The sequence below is a fragment of the uncultured Sphingomonas sp. genome, from assembly GCF_913774285.1.
Lineage (GTDB): Bacteria > Pseudomonadota > Alphaproteobacteria > Sphingomonadales > Sphingomonadaceae > Sphingomonas.
The window spans coordinates 41,132-56,256 of record NZ_CAJYHX010000033.1 but is presented as its reverse complement, the minus strand read 5'-3'; the positions used below and the strand labels follow the sequence as shown (position 1 = coordinate 56,256).

Here is a 15,125-nt window from a genome sequence, read left to right as displayed (position 1 = left end):
TAAGTCACCCCTTGGGGAACAACCCCGCCGCGAAGGCGATCCGCAGCGCTTCGGACAGGCTGCGAACTTCCAGCTTCTCCATCAGATTGGCACGATAGATCTCCACCGTGCGGGGGCTGATGTCGAGCTCATAGGCGATGATCTTGTTGGATCGCCCTTCGATCAGCCCCTTCAGCACGTCGGTCTCGCGCGGGGAGAGCTTGGCGATCTTGGCTTCGGCGGTCGCGGTGCGCGCGGCGGCCTCGCCATCCTCTTCCAGCTTGGAGAAGGCCTGATCGATCACCTTGAGCAGGAATTCGGCCTCATAGGGCTTTTCGATGAAGTCGAGCGCGCCGGCCTTCATCGCCTGCACCGCCAAGCCGACATTTCCCTGCCCGGTGAGAACGATCGGCACGAATTTCGGCGAGCGATCGAGCTTGAGCAGCACGTCGAGCCCGCTCGAGCCCGGCATGTGGAAATCGAGCAGCACCACGCCCGGATCGAGCTCGGCCTCCTGCTCCAGAAACGCATCGCCCGAGCGATAGCCGCGCACGATCAGGTCCGGGCGGACCGAGAGCAGACTGTGCAGCGACGCACGGACGGCATCGTCGTCATCGACGATGTAGATCGTTCGGGTCATTATTCTTCACCTTCTTCGATACCGGGCAAGGTAAAGCGGAACGACGCGCCACTCCCCGGCGCGTTTTCCGCACTCAGCGTCCCCCCATGGCCTTCGATAATGCGTTTGCTGATCGAAAGTCCAATACCCATTCCGCCTGCACCTCCCTTTGTCGTGCTGAACCGCGAAAAAAGAGTTTCCAAGACATGTTCGGGGAGGCCTGGTCCACTATCCGTAACTGTGATCGCTATCATCTGGTCGGGCAGCTTCTCGGACGTGATCGTGATCTGTCGATCATCGGGCTCAACAAGCTTTAATGCCTGCACGGCATTGCGCAACAGGTTAACCAGAACTTGCTGCACCTGGATGCGGTCGGCCAGGATGAAGCGCGCGGCAGGGTCGAGATGAAAGCTCACCCGCAGATTGAAATGGCCGGTGCCGACCAGCACGAGTTCCACCGCGTCGCGCACCGTTCGCTCCACAGACTCCACCCGCATCTCCACTTCGCCGCGGGCGACGAAGGCGCGCAGCCGGCGGATGATCTCGCCGGCGCGCTGGGTCTGTTCGGAGCCCATGCGCAGCAGATCGGTGACGCGGGGACCGCCTTCTCCGCGCTCGATCAGCATGCGCGCGGCGGCGAGGAAATTGGCGGTGGCGCTCAGTGGCTGGTTGAGCTCGTGCGCGAGGTCCGCGGCCATTTCGCTCATGGCGCTCTGGCGGGAGACGTGTGCGATCTCGTTGTTGAGTTCGCTGAGCCGCTGCTCGGTGGCGACCCGCTCGGTCAGGTCGCGGACGAACACCGTGATCAGCAGATGGCCGTCGCTGCGCGCGGCCCCGGCGCGCATCTCGGCGGGGAAGCGGCGCCCGTCGGCGGTCTGCGCGGTCCCGACGAGCACTTCGCCCACCAGGCCTTCGCCGGTCTGGACGAAGCGGTGCAGCACTTCCTGGTCGGTCTCTACCTCGTCGGCGGGAATGAGCATGGTAAAGTCGCGGCCGACCACTTCCGAGGCGCGATACCCCCAGAGCTCCTCCGCGGCCGCGCTGAACTGGAGGATCGATCCGTCGCCGGAGAGTACGATCATCGCATCGGGCACCGTCTCCAGCACCGTGCGCAGCTGCGCCTCGCGCCGGCGAAGGGCGGCTTCGTGCTCGTCGCGCTCGGTGATGTCGAGCGCCGCGCCGACGACGCGGATGAGGTCGCCGGCGGAATTGTAGAAGCAGCGTGCCGAGCCCTCCAGCGTCCGCTCGGTGCCCTTGCAGCCGGTGAGGCGATAGCGGAAGGCAAAGCGTTCCGCGCGCTCGGCAACGGCCTCGATCACGGTCGCCCTGAGGCTCTCCAGGTCGTCCGGGTCGATCAGTTGCTTCCAGGATTCGAAGCTGGAGAGCGATCCCAGCGGCAGCCCCAGCCGTTGCTCGGTGCCCGGCGACCAGTTGATGTGATCGCTGCCGACGTCCCAGTCGAAGATGCCGAGTTCGTGCGCGGCGGTCGCCTGGGCGAGCCGTTCCTCGCTCGCCCGCAGCGCGCGGAGCGCCGAGACGCGCTCGGAGATGTCGAGGATGCTGTGGACGACGATCGCGCCGCGGGTGGGCGTGGCGGAGCGCAGCAGCCGCTCGATGACGTGGAGCTGGCTGCCGTCCTTGCGCTGCTCGATCAGCTCCTGCGCGCCGTCGGCATCGGGCAGGGCATAGCTGCTGTTCCAGTTGGGGCATTGGGCGCGGAGCAGCATGTAGAGATTTTCGCCCAGCGCCTCGGCCTCGGTCCAGCCATAGAGCTGCTGGCAGCCGAGCGACCAGTGGATGATGCGGCCCCGCGCATCGGTCATCACCACCGTCGCACCGTCGAGCGCAAGGCTCAGTTCGGCGCGGGCGACCTGCTCGCGTCCGACACGGTTTACCGCCCAATAGGCGATCAGGCCGATCGCCAGGATGTTGAACACGCCCAGCACCAGGTGGCTGGTGATCGGCTCGCCTTGGGTGCCCCGTTCCAGCAGCAGCTCGATCGTGGCGGGCAGGGCGGGCAGCAGGATCGCGCCGGCTACCACCGTCTTGATCGCGACCGGGTCGGATCGCTCGATCCGGCTGGATCGCTGCGAATCCACGCGCCAGTGCCCGAGCAGGATGGCGGCAGTCAGCGACAGCGCCATGATCGTGCCCGGCACCGAGGCCCGGAGTCCGAGATTCACCGACGACGGATCGTCGGACAGCATCATGCCGGTCGCCGACGCCAGCGCCAGCGCCAGCGGGGCTATTGCCACCAGCGGCGCCACTTCGCGCAGCAGCCGCCATTTGCTGCGCGAGGCAAAGGCCGCGATCGGCAGCATCAGCAGGAAGACGATGGCGTTCACGCCGGGGCGACCGGCATGCTGCAGCCCCAGCGCCATCACGCGATCGGCGAAGATCAGTTGGCCTAGGTCGATCCATGGCTCCAGGACGGGCTGCAGGGTACCGATCACGCCCACCGCCATCGCCGCAAGGTAGAAGGACAGGGCGAGGCGCGGCCGGCGCGCATGATCGGTCAGCACGCCCAGTGCGACGAAGATATAGCCGATCGCGGCCGCCGGCCACATCGGATAGGCGCGGGGCAGGAAGCGGTGCAGGATCGGAATGCCGAGCGCCCAGCCTGCCAGCGTGGCGAGACCACACAATAACGCGATGCCGGCCAGGATGATGGCCGTCGGGACGTTCATGGACGGCCCGCTACGGCTTGCCGCGTGTCTATCTATTCTTCCAACGTGCAAACCACCTGCCCCTGCACAGGTCGAAGCCGAGGCCACGATGTGCTCAGCATCGGTTAATTTTACATGAAAAGCCATAGGGAGATGCACGGAATTCCCTCGATTCCGGCATCTGTTTCCTGGAGGTGCTTGCCAAAACCCGTGGGCAGGGCAATCAATTAGACGGGGACCATCACAAGAACATCAGGGAGTCACGCTTGATCCGAAGCTTCGCCATGGCGGCCGTCTGCGTCGCCCTCACCGCCTGCGGGGGAAGTGGCGGCAAGCCCGCCAGCGCCTCCTCCACGCCCGCGCAAAAGGGGCCGGGCCTCGGCAAGGGGTATAGCCACGATCCCTATCCCTCCACCTATCGCCGCTATCCCGGCGTGCCGACGCTGCTGACCAACGTCACCATCCTCGATGGCGAGGGCGGCCGGATCGACAAGGGGGCGGTGCTGTTCCGCGACGGCAAGATCGTCGCAGTCGGCCAGAGCCTCACCGCCGAGCCGGGCGTGACGGTGATCGACGGGCAGGGCAAGTACGTGACGCCGGGCGTGATCGACATCCACAGCCATCTCGGCGACTATCCCTCGCCCGGCGTCGACGCGCTGTCCGACGGCAATGAGGCGACCTCGCCGGTCACCGCCGATGTCTGGGCCGAGCACAGCGTGTGGCCGCAGGATCCGGGCTTCAGCCGCGCGCTGGCCAATGGCGGCGTGACGACGCTGCAGATCCTGCCGGGCTCGGCCAACCTGTTCGGCGGCCGCTCGGTGGTGCTCAAGAACGTCTATGCCCGCACCATGCAGGGCATGAAGTTCCCCGGCGCGCCCTATGGCCTGAAGATGGCGTGCGGCGAGAATCCCAAGCGCGTCTATGGTAGCCGCGGCCGCGAGCCTTCCACCCGGATGGGCAACATCGCCGTTGATCGCCAGACCTGGGCAAAGGCGGTGGAATACAAGCGCCGCTGGGACAAGTATGAGAAGGACGGCGGCGAGGCACCGGGCAGGGACATCGCGATGGACACGCTGCGCGGCGTGCTCGAAGGCGAGATCCGCGTGCAGAACCACTGCTACCGCGCCGACGAAATGGCCAATGTCATGGATATGGCCAAGGAGTTCGGCTACCACGTCTCGGCGTTCCACCACGCGGTCGAAGCCTACAAGATCGCCGATCTGCTGAAGGCGAACGCCACCTGCGCCGCCGTCTGGGCCGACTGGTACGGCTTCAAGATGGAATCCTACGACGCGGTGCCCGAGAACCTCGCCATCCTCGAGAAGGAAGGCGCCTGCGGGATGATCCATTCGGACGACGCCAACGGCATCCAGCGGCTTAACCAGGAAGTCGCCAAGGCGCGCGCATCGGCGATCCGCGCCGGTTTCGACGTGTCCGAAGCGACGGCGTGGAAGTGGCTGTCGATCAACCCGGCGATCGCGCTGGGCATCTCCGACCAGACCGGCAGCCTGCGCGCGGGCAAGATGGCGGACGTGGTGCTGTGGAACGGCAATCCGTTCAGCGTCTACACCCGGCCGGAAATGGTCTGGGTCGACGGGGCGCTGCTTTATGACGCCAAGGATCCCAAGCGCCGTCCGGTTTCCGATTTCGAGCTCGGCCAGCCGGGCGAGGGGGATGTGAAGTGAGCAAGACCCTGTTTCTCGCCGCGGCGGCCTGTGTGGCGCTCGCGGCGCCTGCGATGGCGCAGGATGTGGCGATCACCAATGCCAAGCTGGTGATCGGCGACGGTTCGGCCCCCGTCGAGGGCGGCACGGTGGTGGTGCGCGGCGGCAAGGTCGTCGCGGCGGGCCGCGGCGTGGCCGTACCCGCCGGTGTCGCGGTGGTCGATGCCGGCGGGCGCTATGTGACGCCGGGCATCTTCGCGGGCTTCACGCGCATGGGCATCGTCGAGGTCGACGGCGTCGGCGTGACCAACGACACGGCCGCCGGCAGCTCGCCGTTCAACGCCGCGCTCGACGTGACGCCCGCGGTCAACCCGCGCGCGACGCCGATCGCGATCAACCGGGCCGACGGTGTCACCCGCGCCGTGGTCGCACCGGACGTCAGCAAGGGATCGATCTTCGCCGGCCAGGGCGCGGTGATCGATACCCGCAGCGATCTCCACGCCGTCGCCCGTCCGCGCGCCTTCCAGTTCATGGAATATGGGGAAAGCGGCGGCCGCGTTGCCGGGGGCAGCCGCCCCGCGGCGATCGCGATGCTCCGCAACGCAATGCTGGAAGCGCGCGACTATGCCCGTAATCCCGCGAGCTTTGCCGATCGCGGCAAGGACGCGCTGCTCACCCGCGCCGATGCCGAGGCGCTGGCGGCGGTGGTGCAGGGCAAGGTGCCGCTGCTCGTCCATGTCGAGCGCGCGTCGGACATATTGGTGCTGCTCCAGCTCAAGCGCGAGACGCCGGGGCTGAAGCTGGTGCTGGTCGGCGCCACTGAGGGCTGGACCGTGGCAAAGGAGATCGCCGCGGCCGGTGTGCCGGTGCTCGCCAATGCGCTCAACGATCTGCCGGCGAGCTTCGAGCAGCTGGCGGCCACGCAGTCGAACATCGGCCGGATGCAGGCGGCGGGCGTGCTGGTCGGGGTGGGCACGATCAACGACGACGAGGCGCGCCAGGCACGGCTGGAGAAGCAGTTCGCCGGCAACCTGGTGGCCCTCACCCGCGTGCCCGGTGCCACCGGGCTGAGCTGGGATGCGGCGTTCGCGGCGATCAGCTCCAAGCCCGCCGAGGCGATGGGCATGGGCGAGGCCTATGGCTCGCTCAAGGCTGGCCGCGCCGGTGACGTGGTGGTTTGGGACGGCGATCCGCTGGAAATCGGCAGCATGCCGGTGAAGCTGTATGTCGACGGGATCGAGCAGTCGCTCACCACTCGCCAGACCCGGCTGCGCGATCGCTACTGGAAGCCGGAGGAAGGCGCATTGCCCAAGGCGTATCAGCACTGACGGCAGACGTTCGATACGGAACCTTCACGATCGCAAAATCTTGGGCGATCAGGTGGAACGGGCCCGGCGCAGCGGAAAGCGCGCGCCGGGCGATCAGGAGTGGCAGACGATGATGAAACAGATCCTTCTCCCCGCGCTGGCGGTGCTGGCGCTGGCGGGCTGCAACAAGGGCGGCGAGGCGGTCGGCAACGCCGCGGCCGACAATGCCGCCGAGGCGAACGCGGTGGTCGAGAACGGCGCGGTCGGCAACAACGTCGCCGCGCAGGTGATCGCGATGAACGACGCGCAGCGCAACGTCGTGTTCATCCGCGCGATCATGGATGCCGGGCTGAAATGCGACCATGTCGAAAGCTCGCAGCGCCTGGACGACCAGGACGGGAGCCCGATGTGGCGCGCCAATTGCAGCGGCGGCGTCGCCCACATGGTCACCATCACGCCCGACGGCACCGCCAAGATCGTCAGCCGCACCGATCGGTGAGGCGGTAAGGTCCTTGCGCGGGCAATAAAAAGGGGAGGCCGCAAGGCCTCCCCTTTTCCGTTCGGCAGCTTCCGGCCTCAGAGGCCGACGACGCCGCCGTCATTCTTGGTGATCACCACCACCGCCGAGCGCGGGCGGACGGTCGCCGCGACGGTTCCGCCGGCCTGGCTGTCCGGCCAGTGGCTGGTCGGCTGTGCGGGGTTGGTGGCGCCTTCGCCCGGATGCTGGATGCCGACGAACAGCGTGCGGCCGTCCGGCGTCGAATCCACGCCGGTGATCTCGCATTCGACCGGGCCGACGAGGAAGCGGCGCAGATTCGCCCCCGGCGGCGCACCGATGCGGGTCGCCTGGGTGGCGGTCGCGCCGTTCGAGCCGGTGTTGGTGATCGTCCGCGCGCCGCCGTCGCCCACCGTGCCCGGCTGGGCGGCGAGCATCATGCAGTTGGTCACGTCGGTGTAGGCGCCGTCGTCGGTCTGCAGCCACATCAGCGGCTTGCCCTGGCCGCCGGCGTGGCTCGAGCGTGCGAACGCCATGCCGTCGGGACTGGAGAAGTCGTTGCTGTCGTCGAGTGACGAGAGGTTGATGTTGGTCTTGTCCAGGTCGGCGCCCGCACCGAAGGCATAAATGTCCCAGGTGAAGCTGGTCGCCTCGGTGCCCGTTTCCTTCATCCGGATCACATGGCCGTTCGGGTTGCCGTAATTGGCGGTCTGCGCGGTGCCGTACGGATCGTTATAGTGGCGCGGATTGGCCGCGTCGGTGCCGTTCAGCGGGCGGCCGGCCGCGTTGTTGTTGGTCAGCGTGACGTAGATCTCGCCGGTAACCGGGTTGACTGCGGTCCACTCCGGACGATCCATCGGCGTCGCGCCCACCGCGTCCGCGGCAAGGCGGGCGTTGATCAGCACGTCGGCCTGATCGGCGAAGGCATAGGCGGCGTTGCTGCCGTCGATGCCGTTCTGGCCGAACACCAGCGGCAGCCAGGTGCCGGTGCCGTCGGCGGCGAACTTGGCGACGTAGAGCGTGCCGGCGTCCAGATACTTGTCGCCCATCGCCAGGCGGTCGGTGGCGGTGGCATCGGCTGCGACCCACGCGGTCGCTGACACGAACTTGTAGATATATTCGCGGCGGGAGTCGTCGCCCATGTACCAGGCCGGCTTCTTGCCGGCGACGAACGCGCCGGGCCAGCAGCCTTCATGGCCGAGACGGCCGAGTGCGGTGCGCTTGCGCGGCGTGGAGGTCGGCGCATAGGGATCGATCTCGACGACCCAGCCGAACTGGTTGGGCTCGTTGCGGAAGTCGTCGGTCGCGGTGCCGGTGCCGGCACGCGCGTCCCAGCGGCGGAACAGCGTGTTGGCAGCGTCGGCAGCAACGACCGTCGACCAGCCATAGCTGCCCGTGTTGCTGGTCACGCCGTAGCGGCTGAGCGCGGTCACTTCCTTGGCGCTGCGATTGGCGCCGTCGCCGCTGCGACGGAAATAGCCGGCCCAATTTTCTTCGCAGGTGATCGCGGTGCCCCAGGGCGTGGTGCCGTTGGCGCAGTTGTTGATCGTGCCTCGACCCGCCACGCCGGTCGGCGAATAGACGGTCTTGAGCAGGTTCGAGCCCTTGGCCGGGCCGTTGAACACCATCGGCGTCGCCGGCGTGATGCGGCGGTTGTAGCGCGAATCCTGCTTCACGCTCCAGGCGCGGCCGGTGCCCTCGCTGAGTTCGGTGACCGACACGCCGTGGCAGTCGATTTCCTTCTGCGCTTCGGCTTCGGGGCGGACGCCGCCGGAGCTGGTCGCACCGGCGACGTGCAGATATTGCTGATTGATGTTCTCGTGGTTCTGCACGAGCAGGCCGCGGGTCGAGCTGGTCGCGTCGCGTGCGGTGCCGTCGGCGCTGAGGCCGTACCAGTAGAGCGCGTCGCCATGATCGCCGATGCGCTGGGCAAAGTTGGTGTCGGTCCCGTCATTCTTGTAGGCCGGCACGCCCGCGGCAATCGGATCGCCGGTGCGGTTGATCACGCCGACGGTGTAACCGGCGGGCACGGTGACCACGTCCAGCTTGTTCTTGGCGACCGCCGTGAAGCCCAGCGCCGGCGGGTTTACCGTGACGGTGGTCGAGGAGACGGCGGTCTTGCCGCCCGCATCTGCCGCGGCGAACTGGAAGGTCAGCGTGGTCGCAGCGGTGACGGCGGGGGCGAGGAAGGTCGCGGTGTTGGTGTCCGCTCCGGTCAGCGTCACGGTCGGGCCGCTGGTCTGCGTCCACGAGACCGCGCCGACGCTCTTGTCGTCGGTCGCGGTGCCGGTGAGGGTCACGACGCGCCCGGCGCTGGTCGTCGCGGCCGCGCCGGCGCTGACCGTGGGGGCCGCGTCCTTGTTGAAATCGTTGCTGTCGCACGCCGCAAGCAGCGAGCCGCCCATCGTCGCGGCGACGATCGCGCTCGAGCCGCGCAGCAGCGTCCGGCGCGAATAGCGCTGGTCGGCGAGTTCGTTCAGCGTTACGGCGTCGCTGCGATTGGTGTCCACGTCGCCGTCGCTATAGCCGAACGGCGACTCGATCAGGTCGGTCATTGGGGTCCCCTCTGTTGGCCGGGCGTGCAGATCCCGGTTCGTGCCCGCCCATGGGGATCGCGTGTGAAACGGTGATGCCTTTTGCGTGACGGATCGACGGCGCCACGGCGGCGTTCATGTGACACTTGCCACGGCGGCATCCCGAGCTAAGCGCAGCCGCATGACCATGGACGCCAGGAATAGCGATCCTTCGCTGCCACCGAGCCTTGCCGCGCGGTTGGGCGCCTGGGTACGCGCCTCGCGTCGCGGGCGGCGAGGCGCGGATCCGGAGTCGCCGAAGCTGACGAGTCCCCGCTGGGTGACGCCTGCCCTGGCGATGCTGATCGTGGCGGGGCCGCTCGCCACAATGCTGGGTGCCGGCCTCCTGTCCGGCGCCAGCGAGCGGGCGACGAGGCGGATGGCAGCAACGCTCGAGCCGCGCCATCTGCGCGCGCAGCAGCGCGAGGCGGCACGCGCGACCTTGTCCGCTGCGATACTGCGGCCCGGTCCCGCCGCGTTGCTGGACCGGGTTGCGGCGGCCTTGCCCGCGGATGCCGCGCTGATCCGTGCCGAGCGCAGCGCGGACGGTGCGCTGGCGCTGGAGGTATCGGTCAGTGATCCCGATGCGCTGCGCAGCGCACTGCGCCGGGCGCCGGGCCTGTCCGGGCTGCGCGACGTTCGGCAGCAGGAAGGCGAGGGGCGAACGCTGGTGCTGCTGCGGCAGGTGGCGCGATGAGCCGGCGGCCGATCCTCTGGGGCGTGCTGATCGGGCTGCTGCTGGCCGCGCTGCTCGCGCCGTGGACCGGCGCGGCGCTCGGGCGGCTCGCCAAGGCGCGGGCGGCGCGGGCTTCCGCAGTAGCGGCCCTGGCCGCGCCGGCGTCGGACTCCGCTGTTCTCCAGCCCGACCTTGCCTTCCCGCGCGCGGAAGCGATCGGCGCGATCCGCGGTCGCGTCGAGCGGCTGGCACATGGCGGCGGGGTGCTGGTGGAAGCGCTTGCGCCGGCCGCCCAGCCGGCGCCGCTGGTGATGGTGGAGTTGCGCGTCTCGGGGCCGGAAAAGGCGGTGCTCGCGCTGGCCGACGCGATCGAGCGGGAGCGGCCGCTGCTGCGTTTCCACAGCTGGCGCGTCGAGGCGGTGGCGGGGGGCGGGGTGCGTCTCAGCGGCGTGCTGGTGGGGGCGGTACGATGATCCCGCGCCCGCAGCTTCTCGCGCTGAGCGCAGCGGCGCTGGCGGCCGCCGCGCTGCCGGTCGCGCTGTTGCAGCCAGGCACCACGTCACCCAGCCGGAAGCCGCGCGTGCTGCCGCCGCTAGTGGCAGCCGCCGAGCCGCCGCTTACCCATGTCTTCGACCGCCCGCTGTTCACTGCGCCCTCGGGCGAGGGCGAGGCGCTACCGGCCGACGCGCCGCAACTGACGGGGATCGTCGGCAGGCTGGGCAGCGATGCGGTGGCGCTGGTCCGCACGGCGCAGGGGACCAGCCGCAGCCTTGCGATCGGCGACAGCGTCGATGGCTGGCGGCTGGAATCGCTGGCGATCGATGCAGCGCTGTTCAGCCGGGGCGGGCAGCGGGCGCGGGTGCCGCTGCCTGCCGCCGATCCCGAGCCGGCGGCTCAGTAGATCCCGTCGATCTCCACCTTCAGCCGGGCGGGCGGGGGGGCGAGCAGCAGGCTGTTGCGCTTGGCATTGTCCGCCTCGTCGGCGCGCAGCCGCGCATAGCGGTCCTTCGCCGCGGCGCTCGCATCGGCGCCGTCGCGGAGGATCGTGGGCTTGAGGAAGATGAACAGCGTGCGCTTCTGGTGCTGCTCCTTGCGCCCCTTGAACAGCTCGCCGATCAGCGGGATGTTGCCGAGCACCGGCACCTGCTGGCGCACGTCCTGATAGTCGTCGCTGGTCAGGCCACCGAGCACGATCGTCGAGCCGTTGTCGGCCAGGACCGTGGTGTTGATCGCGCGCTTGTTGGTGATCAGGTCGCTCGCCCGCGACACGGTGGTGCTGGCGATCGACGACGCTTCCTGGTTGACCTGCAGTCGGATCGTGTCGCCGGCGTTGATGCGGGGGAGGACCCGCAGGGTGATGCCCACGTCCTTGCGCTCGATCGTGTTGTAGGGCGTCGCAGCGCTCGAATTGGTGAGGATCGAGCCGGTGACGAACGGCACGTTCTGGCCGGCGATGAACTCGCCCGCGACATTGTCGAGCACGGTGATCTGCGGCGTCGACAGCAGGTTAGCGCGGCTGGAGGTGCCGAGCGCCTGGAGCAGCACCGAGAAATTGTCGCCGATCTTGAAGTTGCCGGTCAGCCCGCTCGCACCGGTGCCGAGCAGCGAGCCCGCGGGTACGCCCAGTGCCGTGAGCACCGCGCCGAGCGAGGCGCCGCCGGAATCGAACGAGGTGCCGGCACCGGTCACCCGATCGAGCACGGCGCCGCTGGTGCCGATCTGCACCGCCAGCTGTTCGGCATCGTCGCCCGTGATCTCGGCGATCGCGGCTTCGATCAGCACCTGCGGGCGGCGCACGTCGAGGTCGCGGACGAGCGGCTCGATCGAGGCGATCGCGCTGGGCGCGCCGCGCACCACGATCGCGTTGAGTTCAGGCGCGGGCTGCACCGTAAGGTCCGGAGTCGCGAAGCCCTTGGGCGTCTGCGGCGTGGTCGACTGCATCATCGGCGTGGTGGTGCCGGTGGCCGCCTGCACGCCGGTGCCGGTGGGGACCGACGATCCCGGCGTGCCGTTCGACATGCCGGCTGCCGCGCTCGACAGCGCGCTCTGGCTGGCGAGCCGCGCAAAGGGATTGGTGGCGGTGTTCGACAGGCTGTTGGCGACAGGATTGTCGGTGCTGTCGCCCAGGCCCAGCACGCCGCGCAGCACGTCGGTCACCGTCTCGGCATCGGCGTAGTTGAGCCGGAACATGCGGGTGATCGGGGTCGAGCCGCCGGGCAGGTCGAGCGAGGCGACAATGCGGCGCCCTTCTGCCACCGAGGCGGGGGTACCGCGCAGGATCACGGTGTTGCTGCGCTCGTCGGCGGCGACGCGGGTGCCGCCGCCTTGGTCGCCGCCCAGCACATTCTGCACCGCCTGTGCGACCGCAGGCGCGCTGCCATTCTTGAGCGCGATTGCCGCGAAGGTCGCACCGCCGCCGCCGTCCAGCTGGCGGATGATCGATTCGATCCGGCGGACATTGTCGGCATAGTCGGTGATGACGACGGCGTTCGGCGCTGTCAGCGGCTCGACGCTGCCGAAGCTTGCCACCAGCGGCCGGGCGATGCGCGCGGCATCGGCCGAGGGCACGTTGGACAGGCGGACCATCCGCGTCATCAGCTCCTGCCCTGCCGCGCCGCGCGCGGGCAGTCCGCCGTCGCGCACGGCATTGGCGGCGGGCACCACGCGCCAGGCGCGGCCCGAACGCACCGCCGCATAGCCATTGGCACGCAGCACCGACTGGAACAGGTCCCACACCCCGCCCGGCGTCAGCGGGCTCGACGAGGTTACGGTCACCACGCCCTTCACGGCGGGATCGAGGATCAGCGTGCGGCCGGTGATCCGCGAAATCTGGTCGGCGACGTCGGCGATCTCCACCCCGCGCATGTTGATCACCACATCGGCGGCGTCCTGCGGCGCGGCAGCGGTCTGGGCGGCGACCAGCACCGGATCCAGGAGCATCGGCGCAAGCGCGAGGCAGGCGAGGGCGGGACGAATCTTCACGCGGTTTTCTCTCATCTAGCGCAGCGGGACGGTCAGCGTGATCCGCCGTCCGTCGCGCAATATCTGGATCTGGGCCGAGCCGGCGGCCTGCGCGGCGGCGAAGGCGGCGTTGGCCGCCTGGGTATCGGTCATCTGCGTGCCGTTGACCGAGGTGATCACGTCGCCCGGCTGCATGCCCGGCGGCCCGTTGGCACCGATGCGGAAGCCATCGGCAGTCTGGGTGGCCCCCAGTTTCTGCAGTGCGGCGGCGCTGTTGCCCGGCAGTTCGGGCGGCGGCGGGACGCCCGGGCCGGCACCCGGGGGCGGCGCCTCGCCTGCGGGCGCGGCGGCGGCTGCGGCCTGGCGCTGCTCGGGGGAGAGGCTGGGATCGGGGAAGGCGAGGAACTCGCGACGCCCGCCATTGTCGAACAGCACCCGGTCGCGCTGGATCGCGGCGATCGTCGCGCCGTTCACTTGCTGGCCGACGCGGAAGCCCGTGGCGGGCGCCCCGCTCACCGCGATGAATGCGGTCGAGAGCTCGGCCGGGATCGCTGCGACGATGCCCTTCAGTTCTAGCGGCAGCGAGGTCGGCTGCGGCGCATCGACGACCACCGGCTTGCCGAACGGCGCGAGCGCGATGGCGGGCGCCATGTCCGGCGCGACGGCGGGGCCGGTGCGGCCCGAGGGCACGGTGATCGCACCGGTGCCGGCATGGCCCGCGATCCGCCAGGTGAGGCCGGCGAGCGCCACCGCGACCGAGACGACCATCGCGCCGGTCAGCAGGTCGAGCGCGGTGCGGGTCTGGCGCGGGGTGAGGGCGAGGCGGGTCATCCCTTCCGTCCGTCCACGAAGCCGTCGAGCGATGCAAGCGGCGTCTTCTCGGCAAGCGGGAACACGTTGATGCGAACGCGCACGATTTCCGGATCCTGGGTGCTGCGCTTGTCGACCGCGATGCGCCAGCGCTCGCCCAGCATCTCTACCTGGCTGGCACCATCGATGCCGGCTTCGAGCTCGGCGAGCCGGTTCTCCGCCACCCACATCGCGGCGGCGCGGCGCTCGACCCCGCGGGTAGAATCGATATGCGTCTGCACGGTGCGCATCAGCCCCACCGTGGCGATGGCGAGCACCGCCAGCGCCACCAATGCCTCGATCAGCGAAAAGCCGCGCTCGTCGTTCATCGGGGCTTCGTCGGTACGGGCGTCGGGGCAGGGAGCGCGCTGGCGGTCAGCCCGTCGTAGCGCACCAGCCAGCGCTGGCTGCCATTGTCGATCGACGCGGCCATCGGCCTGCCCGATCCGTCGACGCCGAGCACCACCGGCGGGCGGGTGTCGAGCGTCAGGGTGATGCCGCCGGGCAGAGTGTGCGGGGCCAGGGCTCCCTCGGTGCGTGCCGCCATCCGGCCGTTCGCACCGATGGTCGCAAAGCCATAACCGTGCTTCTCGGCGGTGAAGGCGACCAGCCGATCGCCCAGCATCGCGTCGTCGGCCGCGGCCTGCAGACGGGAGGCGAGGCGGCGGGCTTCCGATTCGACGCTCGGCTTGCGGCTCGCGGCGCCGATCCCCAGCGTCACCGCGCCCGCGGCGACGCCGATGATCGCAAGGACGATCAGCATCTCGATCAGCGTCATGCCGGCCTGGGAGGCGCGACGCGCAGCGCTGCCGGCCCCCCCGAGCAGCATCAGCCCTTGCCTTCGATATCGGCGTCGACGCCTTCGCCGCCCGGCTTGCCGTCCTTGCCGAACGAGCGAATGGTGAACCCGCCGCCTTCGGACTTGTACTCGTACGGCTTGCCCCAGGCGTCGAGCGGCGGCGCGGAGAGATAGCCGCCCTGCGCCCAGTTTGCCGGCACCGGCGGGATGGTGGGCTTTTCCACCAGTGCCTTCAGGCCCTGCTCGGTGGTGGGATAGTCGCCATTGTCGAGGCGATACATCTTCAGCGCGCCTTCGATGCTGGAGATGTTGCCCTTGGTGGTGGTCACCCGCGCCTCGTCGGGGCGGTTGATCACATTGGCGGTGATGAGGCCCGCGACCACGGCGATGATCACGAGAACGATGAGCATCTCGATCAGCGTCAGCCCGGCTTCGTGCTCGCCGATCTGGCGGAGCTTGCGCGGGGCGCGCTGCGATGCGATGTCACAAAATGGTTTCAAACTTATGCGCATCCCTGCCTCATGCGTCCCACCCAT

Annotated in this window: 14 protein-coding genes; 6 read left to right on the top strand and 8 right to left on the bottom strand. The window is 69.1% G+C overall.

Translation table 11 applies throughout. From position 1 onward, the window contains the following. Positions 1–4: 4 nt before the first annotated feature. Positions 5–619, bottom strand: a complete 615-nt coding sequence (locus QZ670_RS18580; RefSeq protein WP_294258307.1) for a response regulator — start codon at positions 617–619, stop codon at positions 5–7. Further along, the gene (locus QZ670_RS18575) at positions 619–3,285 is read right to left on the bottom strand and encodes a PAS domain S-box protein (RefSeq protein ID WP_294258306.1); all 2,667 of its coding nucleotides are present in this window, start codon (positions 3,283–3,285) and stop codon (positions 619–621) included. Before QZ670_RS18575 ends, QZ670_RS18580 begins: the two co-directional genes overlap by 1 nt. Positions 3,286–3,548: 263 nt before the next feature. On the opposite strand from QZ670_RS18575, the gene QZ670_RS18570 reads away from it, so the two are divergent. From QZ670_RS18570 to QZ670_RS18560, 3 genes are all read left to right on the top strand, one after another. Continuing rightward, a complete protein-coding gene (locus QZ670_RS18570) occupies positions 3,549–4,949 on the top strand; it encodes an amidohydrolase (RefSeq protein ID WP_294258648.1) in 1,401 nt (466 codons plus the stop codon). After that, complete coding sequence (locus QZ670_RS18565) at positions 4,946–6,256, top strand: amidohydrolase family protein (RefSeq protein ID WP_294258305.1); 1,311 nt, start codon at positions 4,946–4,948, stop codon at positions 6,254–6,256. Before QZ670_RS18570 ends, QZ670_RS18565 begins: the two co-directional genes overlap by 4 nt. Before the next feature lie 109 nt (positions 6,257–6,365). Next, positions 6,366–6,734: a lipoprotein gene (locus tag QZ670_RS18560; RefSeq protein WP_294258302.1), complete on the top strand. Its 369-nt coding sequence runs from the start codon at positions 6,366–6,368 to the stop codon at positions 6,732–6,734. 77 nt (positions 6,735–6,811) lie between these two features. Here the strand turns inward: QZ670_RS18560 and QZ670_RS18555 are convergent, their stop codons facing one another. Next, positions 6,812–9,286 (bottom strand): alkaline phosphatase PhoX, encoded by a 2,475-nt coding sequence (locus QZ670_RS18555; protein WP_294258299.1) that lies wholly within the window; start codon positions 9,284–9,286, stop codon positions 6,812–6,814. Between the two features lie 160 nt (positions 9,287–9,446). Here QZ670_RS18555 and QZ670_RS18550 point away from each other — a divergent pair, with 160 nt between their 5' ends. Genes QZ670_RS18550 through QZ670_RS18540 form a run of 3 tightly spaced genes read left to right on the top strand, consistent with a single transcriptional unit; the run spans position 9,447 to position 10,881 of the window. Beyond that, entirely contained in the window at positions 9,447–10,001 is a 555-nt protein-coding gene (locus QZ670_RS18550; RefSeq protein WP_294258296.1) for a hypothetical protein, read from the top strand. After that, positions 9,998–10,453, top strand: a complete 456-nt coding sequence (locus QZ670_RS18545; protein ID WP_294258295.1) for a hypothetical protein — start codon at positions 9,998–10,000, stop codon at positions 10,451–10,453. The genes QZ670_RS18550 and QZ670_RS18545 overlap by 4 nt, the downstream gene beginning before the upstream one ends. Beyond that, positions 10,450–10,881 carry a hypothetical protein gene (locus tag QZ670_RS18540; RefSeq protein WP_294258292.1) on the top strand — a complete coding sequence of 144 codons (432 nt, stop codon included), beginning with the start codon at positions 10,450–10,452 and terminating at the stop codon, positions 10,879–10,881. Before QZ670_RS18545 ends, QZ670_RS18540 begins: the two co-directional genes overlap by 4 nt. Here the strand turns inward: QZ670_RS18540 and gspD are convergent. From gspD to gspG, 5 genes are read right to left on the bottom strand one after another with little or no spacing between them, the layout of a single operon-like run. Next, positions 10,875–12,962, bottom strand: coding sequence for a type II secretion system secretin GspD (gene gspD / locus QZ670_RS18535; RefSeq protein ID WP_294258289.1), 2,088 nt, complete (start codon positions 12,960–12,962; stop codon positions 10,875–10,877). The genes QZ670_RS18540 and gspD overlap by 7 nt on opposite strands. A 15-nt stretch (positions 12,963–12,977) precedes the next feature. Beyond that, positions 12,978–13,772, bottom strand: coding sequence for a type II secretion system protein N (locus QZ670_RS18530; protein ID WP_294258287.1), 795 nt, complete (start codon positions 13,770–13,772; stop codon positions 12,978–12,980). Then, complete coding sequence (gene gspI, locus QZ670_RS18525; RefSeq protein ID WP_294258285.1) at positions 13,769–14,119, bottom strand: type II secretion system minor pseudopilin GspI; 351 nt, start codon at positions 14,117–14,119, stop codon at positions 13,769–13,771. The genes QZ670_RS18530 and gspI overlap by 4 nt, the downstream gene beginning before the upstream one ends. After that, a complete protein-coding gene (locus tag QZ670_RS18520) occupies positions 14,116–14,619 on the bottom strand; it encodes a prepilin-type N-terminal cleavage/methylation domain-containing protein (protein ID WP_294258283.1) in 504 nt (167 codons plus the stop codon). Before QZ670_RS18520 ends, gspI begins: the two co-directional genes overlap by 4 nt. Beyond that, entirely contained in the window at positions 14,619–15,101 is a 483-nt protein-coding gene (gspG, locus tag QZ670_RS18515) for a type II secretion system major pseudopilin GspG (protein WP_294258281.1), read from the bottom strand. Before gspG ends, QZ670_RS18520 begins: the two co-directional genes overlap by 1 nt. Between the last annotated feature and the right edge of the window lie 24 nt (positions 15,102–15,125).